Here is a 23,753-nt window from a genome sequence, read left to right as displayed (position 1 = left end):
AGTCCGAATCGTGCAGGGCAACCGTATAATGTCATTGACGTTAATAATGTAAAAAGGTTCTTTTGATGGCCAATAATACCACTGGATTCACCAGAATTATCAAAGCGGCAGGATATTCCTGGAAAGGATTTCGCGCCGCATGGACTCACGAAGCGGCGTTTCGCCAGGAAAGTATCGCGGTATTGCTGGGCGTCATCATCGCCTGCTGGCTGGATGTGGATGCGATTACCCGTGTGTTATTGATAGGTTCCGTTTTACTTATCATGATTGTTGAAATCCTCAACAGCGCTATTGAAGCGGTCGTGGACCGCATCGGTTCTGAATACCATGAGCTTTCCGGCCGTGCGAAAGATATGGGATCGGCTGCGGTGCTACTGTCTATTTTCGTTGCCCTGATGACCTGGGGCATCCTGTTATGGTCACATTTTCGATAAAGGTTCCAAATTTTATAAATCTCTTGTTTTTTGCGCCGTTTGTGGTTCCAAAATCACCTTTAACTGTATATACTCACAGCATGACTGTATATACACCCAGGGGGCGGAATGAAAGCGTTAACGGCCAGGCAACAAGAGGTGTTTGATCTCATCCGGGATCACATCAGCCAGACAGGTATGCCACCGACGCGTGCGGAAATCGCGCAGCGTTTGGGGTTCCGTTCCCCAAACGCGGCGGAAGAACACCTTAAGGCGCTGGCGCGCAAAGGGGTGCTTGAAATCGTTTCCGGCGCATCGCGAGGTATCCGTCTGTTACAGGAAGAAGAGGACGGATTACCGCTTGTCGGGCGTGTCGCGGCGGGTGAACCGCTACTGGCGCAGCAGCATATTGAAGGCCATTACCAGGTCGATCCTTCACTGTTCAAACCCAGCGCCGATTTCCTGCTGCGCGTGAGCGGTATGTCGATGAAAGACATCGGTATTATGGATGGGGATTTGCTGGCGGTACATAAAACGCAGGACGTCCGTAATGGCCAGGTGGTTGTCGCTCGCATTGACGATGAAGTGACAGTAAAACGCCTGAAAAAGCAGGGCAATAAAGTGGAGCTGCTGCCGGAAAACAGCGAGTTTACACCGATAGTGGTGGATCTGCGCGAACAAAGCTTTACGATTGAAGGGCTGGCGGTAGGCGTCATTCGCAACGGGGAATGGTTGTAATCTCTTTTTAATCTCCTTGTAAGCCGTCATCCGGCAATCGTGCAGCCTGATGGCGCTGCGCTTATCAGGCCTACGGGAATGCAGTTCCTGAGATGATTAATTTGTAGGCCGGATAAGGCGTTACGTCGCCATCCGGCAATGCGCTCGTTTCGTTTAACTCCTTGTCAGGCTTTTCTCCATGCCGCTTTTTACCTCCTCTGATAAAGCTCTCTGGCGTCTCGCGCTGCCGATGATTTTTTCTAACATCACCGTCCCCTTACTGGGGTTGGTCGATACGGCGGTGATTGGTCATCTGGACAGCCCGGTTTTCCTGGGCGGCGTGGCGGTGGGCGCGACTGCCACCAGCTTTCTTTTCATGCTGCTGCTATTTCTACGTATGAGCACCACCGGCCTAACGGCGCAGGCATTTGGCGCCAAAAATCCGCAGGCGTTAGCCCGGGCGCTCATTCAACCGTTATTGCTGGCGCTGGGCGCTGGCGTGATGATTGTGCTATTTCGCACGCCGCTTATCGAGCTGGCTTTACATATTGTCGGCGGGAACGACGCTGTCCTGGTGCAGGCGAGACGCTTCCTTGAAATTCGTTGGCTAAGCGCTCCCGCGTCACTGGCGAATCTGGTGCTGCTCGGGTGGCTGTTAGGCGTTCAGTATGCGCGGGCGCCGGTTATCTTGTTGGTCGTGGGCAATATCCTCAACATCGCGCTCGACCTGTGGCTGGTGATGGGGCTTCATATGAACGTGCAGGGCGCTGCCCTGGCGACGGTCATCGCAGAATATGCCACGTTACTGATCGGCTTTATGATGGTACGTAAAGTTCTCCATCTCCGCGGTGTGTCGCTGGATATGCTAAAACAGGCCTGGCGCGGCAACGTGCGCCGCCTTTTAGCGCTCAATCGCGATATCATGCTGCGCTCATTGCTCCTTCAGCTTTGTTTTGGCGCAATCACGGTGTCAGGCGCGCGGCTGGGCAGCGATATTATCGCGGTAAATGCAGTCCTGATGACCTTACTCACCTTTACGGCCTATGCGCTGGACGGTTTTGCTTATGCGGTGGAGGCGCACTCCGGTCAGGCTTACGGCGCGCGTGACGGTAGCAAGCTACTGGACGTCTGGCGAGCCGCGTGTCGTCAGTCAGGAATTGTGGCCTTGTTGTTTTCCACAGTCTATGCCCTGGCAGGCGAACATATTGTCGCGTTACTGACCTCATTGCCGCAAATACAGCTACTGGCGGATCGGTATCTTATCTGGCAGGTGGTATTACCGCTGGTGGGCGTATGGTGCTATCTGCTCGATGGTATGTTTATTGGCGCGACGCGCGCTGCCGAAATGCGCAATAGCATGGCTGTCGCCGCGGGAGGATTCGCGCTGACGCTCTTCGCCCTGCCGGTATTAGGAAATCATGGTTTATGGCTGGCATTAACCGTGTTCCTGGCGCTTCGCGGTCTGTCGTTGAGCCTTATCTGGCGTCGTCACTGGCGCGAGGGTACATGGTTTGCCAGATCGTGACGGTTAAAAATTCTGAATATAAAACCGAAGGCCGAATTCCTGCCTACAATTATTATCACGTCCAGCAGAAATTGCAGTGCATTTGGGCGAATAACACCTGCTATTCCTAACCGAATGATGAGGACAAGATGATGAATAAAGACGAAGCCGGCGGTAACTGGAAACAGTTTAAAGGTAAAATGAAAGAACAATGGGGCAAACTGACCGATGACGATATGACCGTTATCGAAGGTAAACGCGACCAACTGGTAGGTAAAATCCAGGAGCGTTACGGTTACCAGAAAGATCAGGCGGAAAAAGAGGTTGTTGACTGGGAAACCCGTAACAACTATCGCTGGTAATATGTTTTCCCCAACCAGGAGTACATGGATGTGCTTCCCACTGTTTGCTTATGAATGCGGGCGTGCCCCTCTCTACTGCCGCCCGTTTTCCGTTCAGGCTAACGCGGTTTTTTCTTCACCAGCACCGAGTGATCGTGACCACAGTCGCCCGGATGGCGACACGCTTCCACTTCTACGCACGCAGGGCACAGACCGTGCGCCTCAATAACGTTATGTCGTAGCGCAAATCCCATTTTAGCCGCCAGCGTATGCATGATGTCTTCCACGCCCTCGGCACACTCTTCCTTCACCACGCCGCAACGATCGCAGATAAACATGGCCGAGCTGTGCGTCGGCTGGTCGAACAGGTGGCAAACCACATAACTATTGGTGGATTCCACTTTATGGACAAAACCCTGTTCGAGCAAAAAATCCAGCGCGCGGTAGATGGTGGGCGGTTTGGCCTGTGGTTCCGTTTCGCGCAGCAAATCGAGCAAATCGTATGCGCTGATGGCACCCTGTTGCAGACTCATCAGGCGCAGCACTTCGAGGCGCTGAGGCGTCAGGCGCACGTTGCGCTGCGCGCAGAGTTTTTCAGCTTGCGCCAGTAACTCTTGCGTTGTGGTCTTTTCCATGTAGCACCTCGAATGGCATGAAAGTCTAATCCGTTACTTTACCACGAGCTGCTTAAAACTCTGAAATTACCCCGTGACAATATATCGCCTGCTAAGCTTTTCCGCGCCAGTATTCTCATCTATACCTAATGAGGGTCGATATTATAACAACAGGATTTAACATCACTATTTCACAGCAATAGTTCGCCTCTGTCCGGTAAAGCGTGGCGGAGGGATTACTTCACCTGATAATAAGATGGGCTAACTGTGAACAAAAACGTCAAACTTTCACTGATTGCTATCGCGGTCTCGCTTTTTATGGCAAAGCAGGCGGGCGCCGCCAATACCTGGACGGAAGCGCGTAATGACGCAATGGGCGGGACGGGCGTCGCGTCCGCGAATTATGGCAGCGGAGTACTATTAAATCCGGCGTTACTGGCAAAAGCCAAACCGGAAGACAATATCACTGTTGTCCTTCCTGCGGTCGGCGTCCAGATTACGGATAAAGACAATCTCCAGGATGAAATTGACGATATCAGCGATAAAGTGGATTACTACGATGAGGTCGTCGATAACCTTACGCTGGGGCAAATTCTGCTCAATCCGCGAGGCGTGCTGAATCAATTTCAGGGCGCCGCGCGCGACCTGGCCGATGAGCTGGAATATCTCAACGGAAAAACCGCCCGCGCCAATGCCGGCGCCGGGTTGGCGGTAAGTATTCCAGGGCAAACGCTTTCCGTGGCGTTTATCGCCAAAGGTTATGCGCATGGGCGCGTGAGTTCGTCCATTGATCAGAACGATATTCAGTATCTGCGCGATATCCAGCATGATGAACGTGTCGCGCTTCGTGAAGCAGGACGCGCTGCTTTGCTGGGGTCTGACGAAATTACAAAGCATTTAAACTCTACCGCGTCTGGGCGGGTAGCGATTGTATCTGACTACGGTATTGCGCTGGCGAAGCAGTTTGTGGTGGGCGAGGTGCCTGTTTCCATTGGCGTTACGCCAAAACTGCAAAAAACCTGGCTCTATAACTACACCACCTCAATTTATAACTACGACAGTAGCGACTGGAATAGCAGCCGTTATCGCAATGACGATACGGGTTTTAACATTGATGCGGGGCTTGCTGCCGATATCGGTGAAAACTGGACGCTGGGGCTGAGCGGGCAAAATCTGGTATCTCGCGATATCGATACGAAAGATATTTACATCACTAATGGTATGACGGGAGAAACCACCAACTACAAAGATACATACCAAATCCGCCCCCTGGTTACCGCGGGCGTCGCATGGCATAACGATTTGCTGACCGTAAGCGCCGATGGCGATCTGACGGAAACGAAAGGCTTTAAGAGCGAAGACAATTCACAGTACGTGGGTGTCGGCGCTGAAGTTCGACCGTTGTCATGGCTGGCGGTACGCGCAGGGTATCGTGCGGATGTGAAAAATAACGATAGCAATGTGGTTACCGGCGGTCTTGGCTTTGCGCCCTTTAACCGTGTGCATCTCGACTTAATGGGACTGTACGGCGAAGATGAAACCTGGGGGGCAGGCGCGCAGCTTACAATGACATTCTGAGGTGCTTTCACCGGAGGCGCTACGCCTCCGGTTTAGCGTTATGCTATAGTAACGCCCCTTTTTTAACCGGATGCTTATTTATTCGCCATGCAGCCTGAAACCCAGTCCTCCGCTTTACCTGCTTATCGCTTCTCCATCGCGCCTATGCTCGACTGGACGGACAGACATTGCCGCTATTTCCTGCGTTTGCTGTCTCGCCAGACGCTGCTCTACACCGAAATGGTGACCACGGGTGCGATTATTCACGGTAAGGGTGACTATCTGGCTTATAGCGAAGAAGAGCATCCGGTCGCTCTACAGCTTGGTGGAAGCGATCCGGCTCAGCTTGCGCATTGTGCAAAGCTGGCGGAAGCGCGTGGCTACGATGAAATTAACCTCAACGTGGGGTGCCCTTCCGATCGCGTGCAAAATGGTATGTTTGGCGCCTGTTTGATGGGCAATGCGCAACTGGTCGCCGATTGTGTTAAAGCCATGCGTGATGTCGTCTCGATTCCGGTAACGGTAAAAACCCGCATTGGTATTGACGATCAGGACAGTTATGCGTTTTTGTGTGATTTCATCGATACGGTTTCCGGTCAGGGCGAATGCGAGATGTTTATTATCCATGCGCGCAAAGCCTGGCTTTCTGGCTTAAGCCCGAAAGAAAATCGTGAGATCCCGCCGCTGGATTACCCGCGCGTCTATCAGCTAAAGCGGGATTTTCCGCACCTGACCATGTCCATTAACGGCGGCATCAAATCTCTGGAAGAGGCGAAGGAGCACCTGCGCCATATGGATGGCGTCATGGTTGGCCGCGAAGCTTATCAGAATCCGGGTATACTGGCCGCGGTGGATCGGGAGATCTTTGGCGCCGATACCACCGATGCCGACCCGGTTGCGGTGGTTCGCGCGATGTATCCCTATATTGAGCGTGAATTGAGCCAGGGAGCGTATCTGGGGCATATCACTCGCCATATGCTGGGGTTGTTCCAGGGCATCCCCGGCGCGCGGCAGTGGCGTCGCTATCTGAGCGAAAACGCCCATAAAGCTGGCGCGGATGTTGCTGTACTGGAGCAGGCGCTAAAACTGGTAGCAGACAAGCGTTAAAAGTTCGCCAAAAATTAGTCAATCTCACCACGCTCTGTGCGGTCTTGCAGGGCGTTTTCTTTATATATCAAAAACATAAATATTGGCATGATTTTTGTAATAGCTTACCTGACCAAACCCGGTAAGCGCCGTGCCGCCGGGCAATGCCATCTCTATGGGGAGCGACTATGCTGGAACTACTTTTTGTGCTTGGCTTTTTTCTGATGTTAATGGTGACGGGCGTCTCCTTGCTGGGCATTCTGGCCGCGCTGGTTGTAGCGACTGCCGTCATGTTCCTGGGCGGAATGTTCGCCCTGATGATCAAGCTGTTACCGTGGCTACTGCTGGCGGTGGCTGTGGTGTGGGTGATCAAAGCAGTAAAAACGCCAAAAATCCCACAGTATCAGCGCAATAACCGTCGGTTTTACTAAGGTATTGAGCGGTTCGTCACAACCTGGAACTTTGCCCTCACAGGCAAATAGGAATCGATTATTAAATCTGTCATGATTGCGCAGGTAACGAATTCATCGCGCTGTACCCTACATACAGCCGAACAAAAAAAGAAAGGGCTTCCCGGGTGGAAGCCCAATTTCTTTGCAGAGCTATTACGGAATCAGCAGGCTTGAGCCCTGTGTGGCCCGGCTTTCCAGCACCTCATGCGCGCGACGGGCATCTTTTAACGCATAGCGTTGATTTTCAGCCACATCAACTTTAATCACGCCGCTGGCGATCAATGAGAACAATTCATTGCTGGCTTCGGTCAGTTCTTCACGTGTCGTAATATACCCCTGTAGTGAAGGTCGCGTGGCATACAGGGAACCTTTCTGATTCAGAATACCTAAATTCACGCCGGTGACGGGGCCGGACGCATTGCCGAAACTGACAATCAGTCCCCGACGTTGCAGGCAGTCCAGTGAGGCTTCCCAGGTATCTTTCCCCACGGAGTCATAGACCACGCGGACTTTTTTGCCGCCAGTGATCTCTTTTACCCGTTCGACAATGCTCTCCTCACGATAATTAATTACCTGCCAGGCGCCAGCGTCCAGCGCCCGCTGCGCTTTTTGCGCGCTACCGACGGTACCGATAAGCTTCGCGCCCAGCGCTTTCGCCCATTGGCAGGCGATCAGACCGACGCCGCCCGCAGCGGCATGAAACAGGAAGGGTTCGTCGGGTTTCACTTCATAGGTTTTGCGCAACAGGTAAAAAACGGTCAACCCCTTGAGAAAAGAGGCTGCCGCCTGTTCGAAGGAAATGGCGTCAGGTAAAATCGCGGCTTTATCTGCGGGGACGTTATGGACGGAACTGTAAGCGCCGAGCGTTGACTGCGCGTAGACGACGCGATCGCCCACGCGAATATGCTCCACGCCGTTGCCGACTTTACTGACCACACCCGCAGCTTCGGTTCCCAGGCCCGCAGGCAACGACGGGGGCGGATAGAGTCCGCTACGGATATAGGTGTCGATGAAGTTGATACCAATGGCTTTGTTCTCAACCTGGATTTCGTGTTCCGCCGGTTCCGTTGGCGTAAACTCCACGCTCTGAAGCACTTCCGGACCACCATGCTTGTGAAATTCAATACGCGTTGCCATGCTTCCTCCAAAAGAAATGTGGTAATCTTTCGACCCAATCACTATCTCGGTAACTCCATTCACTATGGCAGGAAATAAACCCTTCAACAAACCACAGACTGATGCCCGCGACCGCGATCCGCAGGTTGCCGGGATAAAAGTGCCGCCGCACTCGATTGAAGCGGAACAGTCGGTGTTGGGCGGTTTAATGCTGGATAACGAGCGCTGGGACGATGTGGCCGAGCGCGTGGTGGCGGAAGATTTCTATACCCGCCCGCATCGCCATATCTTTACAGAGATGGGGCGCTTGCAGGAAAGCGGCAGTCCTATCGACCTGATTACGCTCGCGGAATCGCTGGAGCGGCAGGGCCAACTGGACAGCGTCGGCGGTTTCGCCTATCTGGCGGAGTTGTCTAAAAACACGCCAAGCGCGGCGAATATCAGTGCTTATGCGGACATTGTGCGCGAACGCGCCGTGGTCCGCGATATGATCGCGGTGGCGCATGAAATTGCGGACGCCGGTTACGATCCACAGGGGCGCAATAGCGACGAACTGCTGGATCTGGCGGAGTCGCGCGTCTTCCAGATCGCGGAAAACCGGGCCAACAAAGACGAAGGTCCGAAAAGCATCGACCAGATTCTCGACGCCACCGTGGCGCGTATTGAGCAGTTGTTCCAGCAACCGCACGATGGCGTTACAGGCGTGGATACCGGCTATCAGGACCTCAATAAAAAGACGGCAGGGTTACAGCGTTCGGATTTGATTATCGTCGCGGCGCGCCCCTCCATGGGTAAAACCACTTTTGCGATGAACCTCTGCGAAAATGCGGCGATGTTGCAGGATAAACCGGTACTGATCTTTAGTCTGGAGATGCCCGGCGAACAGATCATGATGCGTATGCTGGCCTCGCTGTCCCGCGTCGATCAGACACGTATTCGTACCGGTCAACTTGATGATGAAGACTGGGCGCGAATCTCCGGCACGATGGGCATTCTGCTGGAGAAACGCAATATGTATATTGACGACTCCTCAGGTCTTACGCCGACAGAAGTCCGTTCGCGCGCGCGGCGTATTTTCCGCGAACATGGCGGGTTAAGTCTGATTATGATCGACTACCTGCAATTGATGCGTGTGCCGTCGCTTTCTGATAACCGTACTCTGGAAATCGCCGAAATTTCTCGCTCGTTGAAAGCGTTGGCGAAGGAACTCCAGGTGCCGGTCGTGGCGCTATCGCAGCTTAACCGCTCCCTGGAACAACGCGCGGATAAACGTCCGGTGAACTCCGACCTGCGTGAATCCGGCTCTATTGAACAGGATGCCGACTTAATTATGTTTATCTACCGTGATGAGGTTTATCACGAGAACAGCGACTTAAAAGGCATTGCTGAAATTATTATTGGTAAGCAACGTAACGGTCCTATCGGTACGGTTCGTCTGACGTTCAATGGTCAGTGGTCGCGCTTCGATAACTATGCGGGACCGCAATACGATGATGAGTAACTCTCCGTCATTCTTTTAACAAGGAATTCAAATGCAAGCGGCAACAGTCGTCATTAACCGCCGCGCTCTGCGACACAACCTGCAACGTCTGCGTGAACTGGCGCCTGCCAGTAAGCTGGTTGCGGTGGTGAAAGCGAACGCTTATGGACACGGTCTTCTGGAGACCGCGCGAACGCTCCCTGATGCTGACGCTTTTGGCGTGGCGCGTCTTGAAGAGGCTCTACGTCTGCGAGCGGGCGGGATCACGCAGCCTATCCTGCTGCTGGAGGGTTTTTTCGACGCCGCCGATTTGCCTACCATTTCCGCGCAATGTCTGCATACCGCCGTACATAATCAGGAGCAGCTTGCCGCCCTGGAGGCGGTGGAGCTGGCGGAGCCGGTAACGGTCTGGATGAAACTGGATACCGGTATGCATCGTCTCGGCGTGCGTCCCGAAGAGGCGGAGGCGTTCTACCAGCGTCTGACGCACTGTAAAAATGTACGCCAGCCGGTGAATATCGTCAGCCATTTTGCCCGTGCGGATGAGCCGGAATGCGGCGCTACCGAACATCAGCTCGACATTTTTAATGCCTTCTGTCAGGGTAAACCCGGTCAGCGCTCTATTGCCGCGTCTGGCGGTATTCTGCTGTGGCCGCAGTCTCACTTTGACTGGGCGCGTCCGGGCATCATTTTGTATGGCGTATCGCCGCTGGAGCACAAACCCTGGGGGCCGGATTTTGGTTTTCAGCCGGTGATGTCCTTAACCTCCAGTTTGATCGCGGTGCGTGACCACAAAGCGGGAGAACCGGTGGGCTACGGCGGGACATGGGTGAGTGAGCGCGACACGCGCCTGGGCGTGGTGGCGATGGGTTATGGCGATGGCTACCCACGAGCGGCGCCTTCCGGTACGCCAGTACTGGTCAATGGTCGTGAAGTTCCGATTGTCGGGCGGGTGGCGATGGATATGATTTGCGTGGATTTGGGGCCAAACGCGCAGGATAACGCGGGCGATCCGGTGGTCTTATGGGGTGAAGGTCTGCCGGTTGAACGTATCGCTGAAATAACAAAAGTAAGTGCTTACGAACTTATCACGCGCCTGACCTCAAGGGTGGCGATGAAGTATATTGATTAAATACGCGGCGGGCCGGGTGGCGCTTGCGCTTATCCGGCTTGTATCGCGCATTGGCTGTAGGCCGGATAAGACGTTCACGCCGCAATCCGGTAATATGCGCATCCACCACAACATCCTCTCGATCTTCTCGTCCTTCCGGTTTATTGTGTTATTTCCTGCCCTCTGTAAACCTGGAGAACCATCGCGTGTTTCAAAAAGTTGACGCCTATGCCGGCGATCCGATTCTTTCACTGATGGAGCGTTTTAAAGACGACTCCCGTCACGACAAAGTAAATCTGAGCATTGGCCTGTATTACAACGAAGACGGGATTATCCCACAGCTTAAAACGGTGGCCGAAGCCGAAGCCCGGCTTAACGCGCAGCCGCATGGCGCTTCGCTGTACCTGCCGATGGAGGGACTCAATACTTATCGCCATACTATCGCGCCTTTGCTCTTTGGCGCCGATCACCCGGTTCTTCAGCAACAGCGCGTGGCCACTATCCAGACATTAGGCGGCTCCGGCGCGCTGAAAGTAGGCGCGGATTTCCTGAAGCGTTATTTCCCCGACGCAGGCGTATGGGTGAGCGACCCCACCTGGGAAAACCATATTGCGATATTTGCCGGGGCAGGATTCGAAGTGAGTACTTACCCCTGGTATGACGACGCGACTAACGGCATCCGTTTTAACGATCTACTGGCCACGCTGAATACGTTACCTGCGCGCAGTATCGTGCTGCTGCACCCCTGTTGTCACAACCCGACCGGGGCGGATTTAACGCCTTCGCAATGGGATGCGGTGATTGAAATAGTGAAAGCGCGCGATCTGATTCCGTTCCTTGATATTGCCTATCAGGGGTTTGGCGCAGGCATGGACGAGGATGCTTACGCTATTCGCGCCATTGCCAGCGCCGGGTTACCTGCGTTAGTCAGTAATTCTTTTTCGAAGATTTTCTCGCTGTACGGCGAGCGCGTCGGCGGCCTGTCCGTGGTGTGTGAAGATGCTGAAATTGCCGCGCGGGTTCTGGGACAGCTAAAAGCGACGGTGCGCCGAATTTACTCCAGTCCGCCGTGTTTCGGCGCTCAGGTGGTCGCTACGGTCCTGGGCGATGAGGCGTTAAAAGCGGGCTGGCTGGCGGAAGTCGACGCGATGCGTAACCGCATTATATCGATGCGCCAGACGCTGGTGAAGGAGCTGAAGGCGGAGATGCCTGACCGCAACTTTGATTACTTGTTACAGCAGCGCGGTATGTTCAGCTATACCGGGTTAAGCGAGGAGCAGGTCGAGCGGTTGCGCGATGAGTTTGGCGTTTACCTGATTGCCAGTGGCCGCATGTGTGTCGCCGGGCTTAATACTTCAAATGTACACCGCGTGGCGAAGGCATTTGCCGCTGTCATGTAATATTCAGGCCGGACGGCGATAACAGTGCCCTCCGGCCTGACAATAGCTGTTGTGATCATCCTCTTTTTTCGTAACAAAACCGCAGATAATCCTTCCTTTTGACCGTTACTGGCGTTATGGTCAGATAGTTTTTTGAGCAAAGACTCATCTTAATAATTATAATTTTTTGAATTTTAAGGGAAAAGCATGAAAAAAATAACCCTGGCGCTGAGTGCCGTCTGTTTGTTGTTTACGCTAAACCATTCCGCGAATGCGTTAGTATCTTCCCCTTCGACGCTCAATCCGGGCACTAATGTTGCAAAACTCGCGGAACAAGCGCCTGTCCATTGGGTCTCTGTCGCCCAGATTGAAAACAGCCTCACCGGACGCCCGCCGATGGCGGTCGGCTTTGATATTGACGACACCGTGTTATTTTCCAGCCCCGGATTCTGGCGCGGAAAGAAAACCTACTCCCCGGACAGCGACGATTATCTGAAAAATCCGGCCTTTTGGGAAAAAATGAACAACGGCTGGGATGAGTTCAGTATTCCAAAAGAAGTGGCCCGACAGCTCATTGATATGCATGTTCGTCGTGGCGACAGTATTTACTTTGTCACTGGTCGTAGTCAGACGAAAACGGAAACCGTGTCGAAAACGCTGGCGGATAACTTCCATATTCCGGCGGCGAATATGAATCCGGTGATTTTCGCCGGCGATAAACCGGAACAAAATACGAAAGTACAGTGGCTGCAGGAGAAGAACATGCGTATCTTCTACGGCGATTCGGATAACGATATTACCGCGGCCCGTGATTGTGGTATCCGCGGTATTCGCATCCTGCGCGCGGCTAACTCCACCTACAAACCGCTGCCGCAGGCAGGAGCGTTTGGCGAGGAAGTCATTGTCAACTCGGAGTACTAAAAATCAGGAGAGCGACAGGCTCTCCTTTTTTGCATGATTTTTACACAAACTTGCCCCGCTGGCTTTTACCTTTTCCAGACTTGCTGCACACTATTCAGGAGACGTTTGTTTTTAGGAAGGAGCAGCCTATGTGGTATCAGCGCACCATTACACTGAGCGAGAAGCCGCGCGGGTTTCATCTGATAACAGATGAAATTATCGATAAATTGTCTGGCTTACCGCCTGTCGAAACGGGTTTGCTGCATCTGTTGTTGCTACACACCTCGGCCTCGCTGACGTTAAACGAAAACTGCGATCCCACCGTGCGCGCTGATATGGAGCGCCATTTCCTGAAAACCGTTCCCGATAATGCGGCGTATGAACATGATTACGAAGGGGCGGATGACATGCCTTCGCATATTAAGTCGTCAGTATTGGGCGTCTCGTTGCTGCTGCCTGTACGCCAGGGGCATTTACAGTTAGGAACATGGCAAGGTATCTGGTTGGGAGAGCACCGTATTCACGGCGGTCCACGTAAAATCATCGCGACACTACAAGGGGAATGATAATGACCATTTCGGAATTACTGCAATACTGCATGGCAAAACCTGGCGCAGAGCAGAGCGTCCACAGCGACTGGAAAGCGACGCAAATTAAAGTGGAAGATGTACTTTTCGCGATGGTAAAAGAAGTTGAAGGACGCCCGGCAGCCTCTCTCAAAACCAGCCCGGAACTGGCAGAGTTGTTACGCCAGCAGCACAGCGATGTACGACCGAGTCGGCACCTTAATAAAGCGCACTGGAGCACGGTCTATCTGGACGGATCGCTGCCGGATTCACAACTCTATTATCTGGTCGATGCCTCTTATCAACAGGCGGTAAATGCGCTGCCGGAAGATAAACGCAAGCAGTTGCCGCAGTCCTGATTATAGCGCGCCGACCAACAACGCCAGGGCGATATCAATGAGGCGGATAACCGTAGACCGGATACGGCTGCCGAGGGCGATTTGCGCATTATTGGCGCGTAGCCTGGCGAGGTCCCGCTGTCCTTCCAGCAGAATAATCATATCATCGTCGTCCAGCCAGCCGCGAGCATGTTCCTGAAGCGCGCGGGCGATAAACGCGGCGGACTCGCGGATAGCGTCGTCGCTGTCTTCTCTTGCCTGCTTATACGTCTGGATAAACTCGGCAATCGCCGAAGAGACTACAGGGTGTTCGGCCCGGGCGGTGGTCATCAGGTAATGTATTTCGTTAATAGACGCCATTTTCTTCTCCCTGAGTACAGCGGGCGCCCCAATGCAGACACTCACCCTGTATGGCTAATTTCCAGACCTGATTATTTTGCTGTTGGTATCTCTCAGCCTGGATGTAAGTAAGTGGTTGCTTACGTTGTATAACCCGCGCATAAAGACGCAAATAGTGATTTTTCAGCAGCGCCAGATTATCGAGTCGGTGTTTATCCCCACCTTGACGGGCGACCCGCTCAGCCTGAAAAAATGTCTGGCGGATATCGCGGTCATCCTTGAGCAGTGTCTCTTTTTGCCACGGTATTCGCGCCGCGTCCTGCAGGAAGCGGGTTGAGCGCGCTTGTAATAGCGTCAGTTGTTGAAAAGCCACGACGCTAAAGCGGTCAGGCAGCGTACAGGCGGATAAAAACAGGCACAGCAGTAGTGTGATTGCGTAGGGCAACTTCATGGTGTTTTCCATAACAGACCGTTTGCGCTATCACATGTCAGAGCGAGGCGGCACGCAAATCACAAATGCTCAACACGGATACAATGAGGTGGGATGAGGAAAAATGATGCCGCTTCCCGGCGAATCGGAAAGCGGCGTGAAGGTTATTTGAGCATAGGTTTAAGGAAGCGGGCGGTATGCGACGCCTCGCACTCCGCCACGGTTTCCGGCGTACCGGAGACGAGAATTTCGCCGCCGCCGCTGCCGCCTTCCGGGCCGAGGTCGACAATCCAGTCCGCCGTTTTAATGACGTCCAGGTTGTGTTCGATCACCACGATGGTGTTGCCCTGATCGCGCAACTGATGCAGAACGTCAAGCAACTGCTGAATATCGGCAAAGTGCAGGCCGGTGGTCGGCTCGTCGAGAATATACAGCGTCTGCCCGGTGCCGCGCTTCGACAGTTCGCGCGCCAGCTTCACGCGCTGGGCCTCGCCGCCGGAAAGCGTCGTCGCCGACTGACCAAGACGGATATAGGTCAGCCCCACGTCCATCAGCGTCTGCAGCTTACGTGCCAGCGCCGGAACCGCATCAAAGAACTCACGCGCTTCTTCAATGGTCATATCCAGCACTTCGTGGATGGTCTTGCCTTTGTACTTAATCTCCAGCGTTTCCCGGTTATAGCGCTTGCCTTTGCACTGGTCGCACGGCACGTAAATATCCGGCAGAAAGTGCATTTCGACTTTAATGACGCCATCGCCCTGGCACGCTTCGCAGCGACCGCCGCGCACGTTGAAGCTGAATCGCCCTGGCGTATAGCCGCGCGAGCGAGACTCCGGCACGCCAGCAAAAAGCTCGCGAACCGGGGTAAAGACGCCCGTATAGGTCGCCGGGTTGGAACGCGGGGTGCGCCCGATCGGGCTCTGGTCGATATCGATCACTTTATCGAAATGTTCCAGCCCCTGAATATCCCGATACGGCGCCGGTTCGGCGATAGTCGCCCCGTTTAACTGACGCTGGGCGATGGGGAACAGCGTGTCGTTAATCAGCGTCGATTTACCGGAGCCCGAGACGCCGGTGATACAAGTAAACAGCCCTACCGGTAGCGTAAGGGTCACATCTTTCAGGTTGTTGCCGCGTGCGCCGGTGAGTTTGAGCACTTTTTCTGGATTTGCCGGCACGCGTTGTTTCGGCACTTCAATTTTGCGTTTACCGCTCATGTACTGGCCGGTCAGTGATTCCGGTACCGCCATAATGGCTTCCAGCGGGCCTTCCGCCACCACCTCGCCGCCGTGAACGCCCGCGCCGGGGCCAATATCAATCACATGGTCGGCGGCGCGGATGGCGTCTTCATCGTGTTCCACCACAATCACAGTATTGCCAAGATTGCGCAGATGAATCAGCGTACCCAGCAGCCGTTCGTTATCGCGCTGGTGCAGACCGATGGACGGTTCATCCAGCACATACATCACGCCGACTAACCCGGCGCCTATCTGGCTCGCCAGACGAATACGCTGGGCTTCGCCGCCGGAAAGCGTCTCTGCCGAGCGGGAGAGCGTGAGATAGTTCAGGCCGACGTTCACCAGAAACTTGAGGCGATCGCCGATCTCTTTTAGCACTTTTTCGGCGATTTTCGCCCGTTGCCCGGAAAGCTTGAGATTAGTGAAAAAATCCATCGCATGGCCAATGCTCATATCGGAAATAGCAGGCAGCGGCGTATTTTCCACAAATACATGGCGCGCTTCGCGATTCAGTCGCGTTCCTTCACAGCTGGCGCAGGGGCGATTACTGATGAACTTCGCCAGCTCTTCGCGCACCGCGCTGGATTCCGTCTCTTTATAACGGCGCTCCATATTATGCAGCACGCCTTCGAACGGATGGCGGCGCACGGAGGTATCGCCGCGATCGTTCATATATTTAAATTCAATGTTCTCTTTGCCGGAACCGTACAGCACGACTTTATGTACGTTGGCGCTGAGGCTTGCCCACGGCGCATCTACGTCGAACTTATAGTGTTCCGCCAGCGACTTGAGCATTTGAAAGTAGTAAAAATTGCGACGATCCCAACCACGAATCGCGCCGCCTGCCAGCGACAGGTCGGGATTCTGGATCACGCGGTCCGGATCGAAATATTGCTGAACGCCGAGGCCGTCACAGGTCGGGCAGGCGCCTGCCGGGTTGTTGAACGAGAACAGACGCGGTTCCAGCTCGCGCATACTGTAGCCGCAAATCGGACAAGCAAAATTAGCGGAGAACAGAAGCTCCTCCGCTTTCTCATCGTCCATATCGGCAACAACCGCTGTGCCGCCGGATAATTCCAGCGCCGTTTCGAACGACTCCGCCAGGCGTTGGGAAAGATCGTTGCGAACTTTGAAGCGATCGATCACCACCTCAATGGTATGTTTCTTTTGCAGCTCCAGCTTCGGCGGATCGGAGAGATCGCAGACTTCGCCGTCAATACGGGCGCGAATGTAACCCTGGCTTGCCAGATTTTCCAGCGTTTTGGTGTGTTCGCCTTTACGCTCTTTAATAATCGGCGCCAGCAGCATCAGACGTTTGCCTTCCGGCTGTGACAGTACGTTATCGACCATCTGGCTAACGGTTTGCGCCGCCAGCGGCACGTCATGGTCCGGACAACGCGGCTCGCCCACGCGGGCAAACAGCAGGCGCAGGTAGTCGTGGATCTCGGTAATAGTACCCACCGTAGAGCGCGGGTTGTGAGATGTCGATTTCTGTTCAATTGAGATCGCGGGCGATAGCCCCTCAATATGGTCGACATCCGGTTTTTCCATGAGCGACAAAAACTGCCGCGCGTAAGCGGAGAGCGATTCAACGTAACGACGCTGCCCTTCGGCATACAGAGTGTCGAAAGCCAGTGAGGATTTGCCTGAACCCGAAAGCCCGGTCACGACAATCAGTTTGTCGCGGGGGATGACGAGGTTAATATTTTTGAGATTATGGGTGCGGGCGCCCCGAACTTCGATCTTATCCATTCACCTTTCCCGGTAGAGACTCGGATGCCTGGTTTGTTTGAAGGACAAACGGCAGAAACGGCTAATTATGACACAATTTAACCTGTTTGAATATACAGTATTGGAATGCATCTTCAGCTAAAGTATGCAACAATATGAGGTTCGCGCGAGTGACCTGGAACCTGCATCGCAGCTATTAAAATGCTACGTGGAAATGGTACACTCACGCGTTTACACTATTTATGAAACGTATTCAGGAGACTCAATTATGGCCAGCAGAGGCGTAAACAAGGTGATTCTCGTTGGTAATCTGGGCCAGGACCCGGAAGTACGCTATATGCCGAGTGGCGGCGCTGTCGCCAACTTAACGCTGGCTACTTCTGAATCCTGGCGCGATAAGCAGACCGGCGAAATGAAAGAGCAGACTGAATGGCACCGGGTGGTGATGTTCGGCAAACTGGCGGAAGTGGCCGGCGAATATCTGCGTAAAGGTTCTCAGGTGTATATCGAAGGTCAATTGCGTACCCGCAAGTGGACCGATCAGAGTGGCCAGGAACGCTATACGACTGAGATTAACGTTCCGCAGATCGGCGGCGTGATGCAGATGCTGGGTGGTCGCCAGGGCGGCGGCGCGCCGGCAGGCGGTCAGCAGCAGGGGGGTTGGGGTCAGCCACAACAACCTCAGCAGCCGCAGGGCGGCAACCAGTTCAGCGGCGGCGCGCAGTCGCGTCCACAGCAATCCGCGCCAGCGCCGTCTAACGAACCGCCAATGGATTTTGACGACGACATTCCGTTCTGATTTTTGGTAAAAAACTCAAAGCGTTATTTGCATTTTCGCTATAGTTCTCGTCTGCTGAAATGCCTGGTGTAAACCAGGCATTTTCTTACCTGGTATTATTGTCTTTGTATCCCTTTCAAAAAAGAGAAGCGCATATCTTACGGAAAAATGTCGCTTATCGCCTCTGGCCGACTCGCCTCGGCACATCATTATCCAGCCGAAGTTCATAAATGTACTGCAATAACCCGGATTGTCTTAAATATGAAAGAGAAATCTCATCTGCAAAATATATAATTTATAGCCATTTTTTGACAACAAAAAGATATTATAAAATAACGGTAGAGAATGGTCGGTATTATCAATAGTTAATTAAATGTTTGCTTTAGCTTGTGATGATCTCAAATATGATATGTGCATCTTGCTTTATTTTTAATTGCTGAAGATAAAGTTGTTACTTATAGCTGGCTTTATATAAAAAATGGTTTTATTTGTGTGTGTTTTTACGCAATTCTGATTTTTTACTCCCCACTTATTATATTTTTAATGATTTAAGTTATATTGAAGTCCCTATGACCCTATGTTTTAATTGTGAAAATTAATTTTATCCTCTGGAGGCAAATTTATTAAATACGTATGGTTATAACGCGTATTAAAAAGAAATATGTCCTTAAAATGATTTAGAGTTTCAATGATTAGCTAACAAATCTATTTATCGGCGGGTGGTTTTAATTTGCTGATGACTATTTTTTATTTATGAGTTGAGAGCTTATGCGATACCTATTATTGGGGAAGATATAGTTAGTGCAATAATTGATGTCTACCTAATTAAAAAATGAAGAGTGTTTTAATTAAAGCACTCATCTTTGTTGTGGGCGCATAAAAATGGCGTCGTTGTTTTTATTTTTCTGATTACGAGATGTAAGAAAACTGAACTCTATAAAGCGTATTGGTAGCAGGAAGCCAAGGGCGGTAGCGTTCACTTTCTGAATAAGTTGAGCATCCATTATCCTTTCTAATCCACAAAAACATTTTATTCACAATGTAATATCAGGAGACAACATGGAAGACGAAAGTAATCCGTGGCCTAGTTTTGTTGACACATTCTCTACGGTATTGTGCATTTTTATATTTCTTATGTTGGTGTTTGCACTTAATAATATGATTATTATGTATGACAACTCAATTAAAGTTTATAAAGCAAATATAGAGAGTAAGACTAAATCTACTGCTCAAAATAGCGGAGCCAATGACAATTCAAATGCTAATGAAATAATTAATAAGGAAGTGAATACCCAAGATATGTCGGACGGAATGACTACAATGTCAGGTAAGGAGGTTGGAGTATACGATATCGCCGATGGTCAGAAAACTGATATAACGTCTACAAAAAATGAGCTTGTTATTACGTATCATGGCAGGCTGAGAAGCTTTTCAGAAGAGGACACTCATAAAATAAAGGCTTGGTTAGAAGACAAAATCAATAGTAATTTATTGATAGAAATGGTTATTCCTCAGGCAGACATCTCTTTCTCTGACTCTCTACGACTGGGATATGAACGGGGAATTATTTTGATGAAAGAGATTAAGAAAATATATCCTGATGTAGTTATTGACATGAGTGTTAACTCCGCAGCATCAAGTACAACGAGTAAAGCTATTATCACGACTATTAATAAAAAGGTGTCAGAGTGAAATATATAAATCATTACCGCTATTTGTTTGTCTGTTTTTTCCTTGCCATCCTCCCTTTTTTCGCTTTATCTTTTCCCGGTATAAGAGAGTATGTTTTTGATAACTTCATGGTTTCTGCAATTTACAATGGAGTCATTATTGCCATTTATATTACAGGTTCTTTGTGTGCATTATTCACTATTCTTAAAAATATTTCAGCAAAAGACATATTAATAGCTCAGGACGCCAGTAGAAAAAATAGCATTCTTTCTAACCTCAATCAGGTTTTGTTTGCCGGGGAGCCCAAACAGTGTGATTTCAATTTACTGATGGAATTAGATGACAATGTGTCTACCGCCCGTAACCAACGATTGTCATTTATTATGAGCTGTAGCAATGTGTCGACGCTTGTTGGCCTGTTGGGGACGTTTGCGGGTCTGTCTATTACGATTGGTTCAATCGGGAACTTATTGAGCTCGCCATCAGATGTTGGCGGTGATAATGCAAGTAATACACTCAATATGATCGTGACAATGGTAGCGTCGCTTTCTGAACCATTGAAAGGGATGAATACCGCATTTGTATCTTCTATCTATGGTGTTGTTTGCGCCATACTCCTGACCTCACAAAGTGTTTTTGTTCGCAGCTCCTATTCCCTTGTTTCTACGGAAATCAAAAAATTAAAAATCATAAGCAACAGATCCAATAATAAACAGCGAAGCCTGCGGGTTGAATCAGAGACGCTTGTAGAATTTAAAGAGTTGTTTAAAGCGTTTTTTGATAACTACCTGACAGTTGAAAACTTACGGACGCAGGATGAAGAAAAGAAACGAGAGATGCTATCAGATAGCTTTGTCACTTTGCAAAACCGACTATTGGATAACTCAGCAAAACTGGAACAAATTTCTACGTTGATTGATGGTTATCTGGTAAGCAGTAACGAAAATCTCAAAAAATTATCTGACGGTGTAATAACAATTACCTCTCGTTTATCTGAAGGTAATATCCTGCTTGCTGATAATAATGCACGACTGGAGGCAATGAGTACAATACAAAATATTATAGATAAAAAGAATGATTCAATAATGACATCAGTTGATAAATGTTATCAGGAATCTCTTTCACATGGTAAGACCATAAACGATATTGCCGCTGGCAGTGCCGATATTTCTCATACTCTCGATGGGCTGAGAAAAGAAATGGATGAGGATATGAACAATGTTCATTTAGCGCTATCCGATCTATCGGCTACTGATAAAAAGATTATTACCAATACTAAAGAGATTAGTGCTGAAATGGTTAGCTACCGTGATACCTATATGCCATTAATGGAAAAAATAACTTCTATGCATCAGGAAATAGTAAAGCAACGTTTGTTAAACAAGGAGGAAAAAAATGAAGATTAAGATGTTTTTTCTGACGACTGCTTTTATTACACAAAGCACATACGCCAGCGAGCTTCCGGTCATTCCTCTAAGAGATTTAGTTAATGCTGCATTAACTCATCAGCCCTCTGTTGCTGTTTCATATTATGAGACTGAAAAGAAAAACAGTGACTTAGATCTTTCACGGGCAGCACTTTATCCTACCCTGGATCTAACATCTGGCCTTAATAATAACAGAAAGGAGTCGTCAGGTACCGAGAGAAACGTTGAAAATAAGGTGTCCTTATCATACCGAATAACGGATTTTGGAGTGAGGGGGGCTAATATCAGGAAATCTGAATATGAAAGAGATAATAGTAAAACTGATTATGAAAAAACAAAGAATATAGTGTCTCAGGAGGTTGTGACAACCTATTATAACATCAGTAAATATCGTGAAATGATTGATGGCGTAAATCTGGAGAAAGAGTTTTATAAAAAGATGCTGGAAACTTTTTCGCTGCTGGTATCTTCCGGTGTAGCTATGCAATCTGATATGCGTAAAGTACAAGTATCTATCGATGCATTAAATACCAGAAGCATTATGTATCAGTCGATGTTGGATGATGAAATGTATAAAATGCAGAATATGACTGGTCTGAATTTGTCACCAGATCAGATTCAAAGCGATGAAAAATTCAACCTCTTCAAAAAATATATCTTTGTCGAAAGCCCTGAAAAACTTATGGACATGGTGATGAAATACAACGATGACTATAAGATGCTTGTCAATACCCGAAAAGCCGCGACCGAAGATATTAATGCCGCAAAATCATCCTATTTTCCGACTGTAGATCTTGTTTCCAGCTATGTACAGAATAACCCGAGCGGTAGTGCCAAAAAAAGTGATTATGAAGATGAATTTAAAACGGGTATCAATGTCAGTTTCAACATTTTTAATGGGTTCAGAAATTCAGCCCAGGAAAGAAAAATGGTGGCAAGTTACTCGCAGGCTAAGCTGCAAATTGACGATTTTTTGATTAAAACGCGTTATAACATTGATTCACAACTTTCAAGATACGCCGCTGCAAAAGAGACTTACTCAGTGGCGGAACGTTCACATACAAACGCGTTACAGCTTACTAAATTATATGAGCAGGAGTTTCAGTTAGGGCAAAAAAGTTTGCTTGATTTAATTTCAAGCCGTAATGAAGCATTTCAGGCATATGTAAGCATGATCGACAGCAAATATAGCCTGTATATTTTAAAGTTACAGCAACTCTCATTGATTTTTCATTTAATGGATTATTTAAAAGGAAATACTGAAAGTGAGTTAAATGTAATGAAATGAATAGAAGACAAAGCGATCATCTCATGATGATAATTATTTCTTTGACGATCTTAATTATTATCCTTACCTACTTTATAGAAATTAATTCAGTGGTTCATGGTCAGGGCGTTATCACTACTAAAGATAATGCTCAGTTAATATCTCTTTCTAAAGGAGGGACGATACAAGATATTTATGTGGCCGAGGGTGATACTGTAAAAAAAGGAGAACTCCTTGCAAAGATCGTTAACCTTGATCTGCAAAAAGAATATCAAAGGTATAGAACTCAAAAAGGGTATCTGGATAAAGATGTTAACGAAATATCTTTCATTCTTGATAAAGAAAATGAGAGTGGGTTGATTACCCTGGATGGTACCCGTTCTTTAAGCAATAAAGAGGTAAAAGCGAATATTGAATTAGTGCATAGTCAGATAAGAGCTAAAGAGTTAAAAAAAACCTCTCTTGATTCTGAGATTAGCGGATTACAAGAGAAGCTGAGTTCGAAAGAAAAAGAACTTGCATTGCTTGCCGAAGAAATAAATATTCTTTCTCCACTGGTAAAAAAAGGAATTAGCCCATATACCAATTTTCTTAACAAGAAACAGGCGTATATAAAAGTTAAGTCTGAAATTAATGATATTGAAAGTAGCATCACTTTAAAAAAAGATGATATTGAGCTGGTTGTTAATGATATTGAGGCGCTTAATAATGAATTGCGCTTATCTTTATCTAAAATAATATCTAAAAATCTTCAGGAACTTGAGGTTGTTAACTCTACATTAAAAGTAATAGAGAAGCAGATAAATGAGGAGGATATCTATTCACCGGTTGACGGTGTAATTTATAAAATCAATAAAAGTGCCACTACTCATGGTGGTGTGATTCAGGCGGCAGACTTACTTTTTGAAATAAAACCAAAAGTAAGGACTATGCTGGCCGATGTGAAAATATTACCCAAATACCGTGACCAAATATATGTAGATGAAGCCGTTAAACTGGATGTGCAGTCAATTATCCAACCAAAGATAAAATCGTATAATGCGACTATCGATAATATTAGCCCTGATTCCTATGAGGAAAATACCGGAGGAACAATTCAGCGTTATTATAAAGTAATTATTGCATTCGATGTTAATGAAGATGATTTACGGTGGTTAAAACCAGGTATGACTGTTGACGCTAGTGTAATTACCGGAAAACACAGCATTATGGAATACCTGTTATCTCCCTTGATGAAAGGCGTGGACAAAGCCTTTTCAGAACCCGTTAATACTAAACGATTAGATACACCTTGAGAG

The 23,753-nt window shown here is 49.5% G+C and carries 24 protein-coding genes; 19 read left to right on the top strand and 5 right to left on the bottom strand.

Annotation, left to right across the window (positions count from 1 at the left end; genetic code table 11):
• The first annotated feature begins 65 nt into the window (after positions 1 to 65).
• The 5 genes from ACH0WD_RS18665 (at position 66) to ACH0WD_RS18645 (ending at position 2,996) form a co-directional block, all read left to right on the top strand.
• Positions 66 to 434 carry a diacylglycerol kinase gene (locus ACH0WD_RS18665; RefSeq protein WP_000002900.1) on the top strand — a complete coding sequence of 123 codons (369 nt, stop codon included), beginning with the start codon at positions 66 to 68 and terminating at the stop codon, positions 432 to 434.
• Between the two features lie 108 nt (positions 435 to 542).
• Positions 543 to 1,151: a transcriptional repressor LexA gene (lexA, locus tag ACH0WD_RS18660; RefSeq protein WP_000646079.1), complete on the top strand. Its 609-nt coding sequence runs from the start codon at positions 543 to 545 to the stop codon at positions 1,149 to 1,151.
• A 178-nt stretch (positions 1,152 to 1,329) separates the two neighbouring features.
• Positions 1,330 to 2,655, top strand: coding sequence for an MATE family efflux transporter DinF (gene dinF, locus ACH0WD_RS18655; protein WP_001128112.1), 1,326 nt, complete (start codon positions 1,330 to 1,332; stop codon positions 2,653 to 2,655).
• Positions 2,652 to 2,765 (top strand): hypothetical protein, encoded by a 114-nt coding sequence (locus tag ACH0WD_RS18650; RefSeq protein ID WP_001575282.1) that lies wholly within the window; start codon positions 2,652 to 2,654, stop codon positions 2,763 to 2,765. The genes dinF and ACH0WD_RS18650 overlap by 4 nt, the downstream gene beginning before the upstream one ends.
• 21 nt (positions 2,766 to 2,786) lie before the next feature.
• Positions 2,787 to 2,996, top strand: a complete 210-nt coding sequence (locus tag ACH0WD_RS18645) for a CsbD family protein (RefSeq protein ID WP_001030592.1) — start codon at positions 2,787 to 2,789, stop codon at positions 2,994 to 2,996.
• Positions 2,997 to 3,094: 98 nt separating this feature from the next.
• On the opposite strand, the gene zur is transcribed toward ACH0WD_RS18645, so the two are convergent.
• Positions 3,095 to 3,610 carry a zinc uptake transcriptional repressor Zur gene (zur, locus tag ACH0WD_RS18640; RefSeq protein WP_000416271.1) on the bottom strand — a complete coding sequence of 172 codons (516 nt, stop codon included), beginning with the start codon at positions 3,608 to 3,610 and terminating at the stop codon, positions 3,095 to 3,097.
• A 246-nt stretch (positions 3,611 to 3,856) separates the two neighbouring features.
• Between zur and ACH0WD_RS18635 the strand changes: the two genes are divergently transcribed.
• The 3 genes from ACH0WD_RS18635 to pspG all read left to right on the top strand — a co-directional run bounded on the left by ACH0WD_RS18635 (position 3,857) and on the right by pspG (position 6,663).
• Positions 3,857 to 5,167: a conjugal transfer protein TraF gene (locus ACH0WD_RS18635; protein WP_001039322.1), complete on the top strand. Its 1,311-nt coding sequence runs from the start codon at positions 3,857 to 3,859 to the stop codon at positions 5,165 to 5,167.
• Between the two features lie 87 nt (positions 5,168 to 5,254).
• Positions 5,255 to 6,253: a tRNA dihydrouridine(20/20a) synthase DusA gene (gene dusA / locus ACH0WD_RS18630; RefSeq protein ID WP_001182229.1), complete on the top strand. Its 999-nt coding sequence runs from the start codon at positions 5,255 to 5,257 to the stop codon at positions 6,251 to 6,253.
• A 167-nt stretch (positions 6,254 to 6,420) separates the two neighbouring features.
• On the top strand, positions 6,421 to 6,663 hold the full coding sequence (gene pspG / locus ACH0WD_RS18625) for an envelope stress response protein PspG (RefSeq protein WP_000891414.1): 243 nt from the start codon (positions 6,421 to 6,423) through the stop codon (positions 6,661 to 6,663).
• Between the two features lie 174 nt (positions 6,664 to 6,837).
• Here the strand turns inward: pspG and ACH0WD_RS18620 are convergent, their stop codons facing one another.
• A complete protein-coding gene (locus tag ACH0WD_RS18620; protein ID WP_000235544.1) occupies positions 6,838 to 7,821 on the bottom strand; it encodes a quinone oxidoreductase in 984 nt (327 codons plus the stop codon).
• A 64-nt stretch (positions 7,822 to 7,885) separates the two neighbouring features.
• Here ACH0WD_RS18620 and dnaB point away from each other — a divergent pair, with 64 nt between their 5' ends.
• The 6 genes from dnaB (at position 7,886) to ACH0WD_RS18590 (ending at position 13,595) form a co-directional block, all read left to right on the top strand.
• Positions 7,886 to 9,301, top strand: a complete 1,416-nt coding sequence (gene dnaB / locus ACH0WD_RS18615) for a replicative DNA helicase (RefSeq protein WP_000918353.1) — start codon at positions 7,886 to 7,888, stop codon at positions 9,299 to 9,301.
• A 31-nt stretch (positions 9,302 to 9,332) separates the two neighbouring features.
• On the top strand, positions 9,333 to 10,412 hold the full coding sequence (gene alr / locus ACH0WD_RS18610; protein ID WP_001147296.1) for an alanine racemase: 1,080 nt from the start codon (positions 9,333 to 9,335) through the stop codon (positions 10,410 to 10,412).
• Positions 10,413 to 10,597: 185 nt separating this feature from the next.
• Complete coding sequence (tyrB, locus tag ACH0WD_RS18605; protein ID WP_000486911.1) at positions 10,598 to 11,791, top strand: aromatic amino acid transaminase; 1,194 nt, start codon at positions 10,598 to 10,600, stop codon at positions 11,789 to 11,791.
• A 186-nt stretch (positions 11,792 to 11,977) separates the two neighbouring features.
• Positions 11,978 to 12,691, top strand: coding sequence for an acid phosphatase AphA (aphA, locus tag ACH0WD_RS18600; RefSeq protein ID WP_000724435.1), 714 nt, complete (start codon positions 11,978 to 11,980; stop codon positions 12,689 to 12,691).
• A 128-nt stretch (positions 12,692 to 12,819) separates the two neighbouring features.
• Positions 12,820 to 13,236 (top strand): secondary thiamine-phosphate synthase enzyme YjbQ, encoded by a 417-nt coding sequence (locus ACH0WD_RS18595; protein WP_000270391.1) that lies wholly within the window; start codon positions 12,820 to 12,822, stop codon positions 13,234 to 13,236.
• Between the two features lie 2 nt (positions 13,237 to 13,238).
• Positions 13,239 to 13,595 carry an MmcQ/YjbR family DNA-binding protein gene (locus tag ACH0WD_RS18590; protein ID WP_000155665.1) on the top strand — a complete coding sequence of 119 codons (357 nt, stop codon included), beginning with the start codon at positions 13,239 to 13,241 and terminating at the stop codon, positions 13,593 to 13,595.
• Here ACH0WD_RS18590 and ACH0WD_RS18585 read toward each other — a convergent pair whose 3' ends face one another.
• The 3 genes from ACH0WD_RS18585 to uvrA all read right to left on the bottom strand — a co-directional run bounded on the left by ACH0WD_RS18585 (position 13,596) and on the right by uvrA (position 17,333).
• A complete protein-coding gene (locus ACH0WD_RS18585) occupies positions 13,596 to 13,934 on the bottom strand; it encodes a hypothetical protein (RefSeq protein WP_000146602.1) in 339 nt (112 codons plus the stop codon).
• Entirely contained in the window at positions 13,921 to 14,376 is a 456-nt protein-coding gene (locus ACH0WD_RS18580) for a hypothetical protein (RefSeq protein WP_000432216.1), read from the bottom strand. The genes ACH0WD_RS18585 and ACH0WD_RS18580 overlap by 14 nt, the downstream gene beginning before the upstream one ends.
• Before the next feature lie 131 nt (positions 14,377 to 14,507).
• A complete protein-coding gene (gene uvrA / locus ACH0WD_RS18575) occupies positions 14,508 to 17,333 on the bottom strand; it encodes an excinuclease ABC subunit UvrA (RefSeq protein WP_000357725.1) in 2,826 nt (941 codons plus the stop codon).
• Positions 17,334 to 17,580: 247 nt separating this feature from the next.
• Here uvrA and ssb1 point away from each other — a divergent pair, with 247 nt between their 5' ends.
• The 5 genes from ssb1 to siiD all read left to right on the top strand — a co-directional run bounded on the left by ssb1 (position 17,581) and on the right by siiD (position 23,750).
• On the top strand, positions 17,581 to 18,111 hold the full coding sequence (ssb1, locus tag ACH0WD_RS18570; protein ID WP_000168322.1) for a single-stranded DNA-binding protein SSB1: 531 nt from the start codon (positions 17,581 to 17,583) through the stop codon (positions 18,109 to 18,111).
• Positions 18,112 to 19,149: 1,038 nt separating this feature from the next.
• Positions 19,150 to 19,782: an SPI-4 type I secretion system auxiliary protein SiiA gene (siiA, locus tag ACH0WD_RS18565; RefSeq protein ID WP_000389245.1), complete on the top strand. Its 633-nt coding sequence runs from the start codon at positions 19,150 to 19,152 to the stop codon at positions 19,780 to 19,782.
• The gene (locus tag ACH0WD_RS18560; protein WP_000875183.1) at positions 19,779 to 21,167 is read left to right on the top strand and encodes a MotA/TolQ/ExbB proton channel family protein; all 1,389 of its coding nucleotides are present in this window, start codon (positions 19,779 to 19,781) and stop codon (positions 21,165 to 21,167) included. Before siiA ends, ACH0WD_RS18560 begins: the two co-directional genes overlap by 4 nt.
• Positions 21,157 to 22,476, top strand: a complete 1,320-nt coding sequence (siiC, locus tag ACH0WD_RS18555; RefSeq protein WP_001747443.1) for an SPI-4 type I secretion system protein SiiC — start codon at positions 21,157 to 21,159, stop codon at positions 22,474 to 22,476. Before ACH0WD_RS18560 ends, siiC begins: the two co-directional genes overlap by 11 nt.
• Positions 22,473 to 23,750 carry an SPI-4 type I secretion system protein SiiD gene (siiD, locus tag ACH0WD_RS18550; RefSeq protein ID WP_024140547.1) on the top strand — a complete coding sequence of 426 codons (1,278 nt, stop codon included), beginning with the start codon at positions 22,473 to 22,475 and terminating at the stop codon, positions 23,748 to 23,750. The genes siiC and siiD overlap by 4 nt, the downstream gene beginning before the upstream one ends.
• The last annotated feature ends 3 nt before the right edge of the window (positions 23,751 to 23,753 follow it).

Origin of the sequence: Salmonella sp. 2020_1395 (genome assembly GCF_043848115.1) — a bacterium.
In the GTDB taxonomy this organism is placed as follows: Bacteria; Pseudomonadota; Gammaproteobacteria; order Enterobacterales; family Enterobacteriaceae; genus Salmonella; species Salmonella enterica.
The sequence above is the reverse complement of the archived record's forward strand: the minus strand, read 5'-3'. Positions and strand labels throughout refer to the sequence as shown.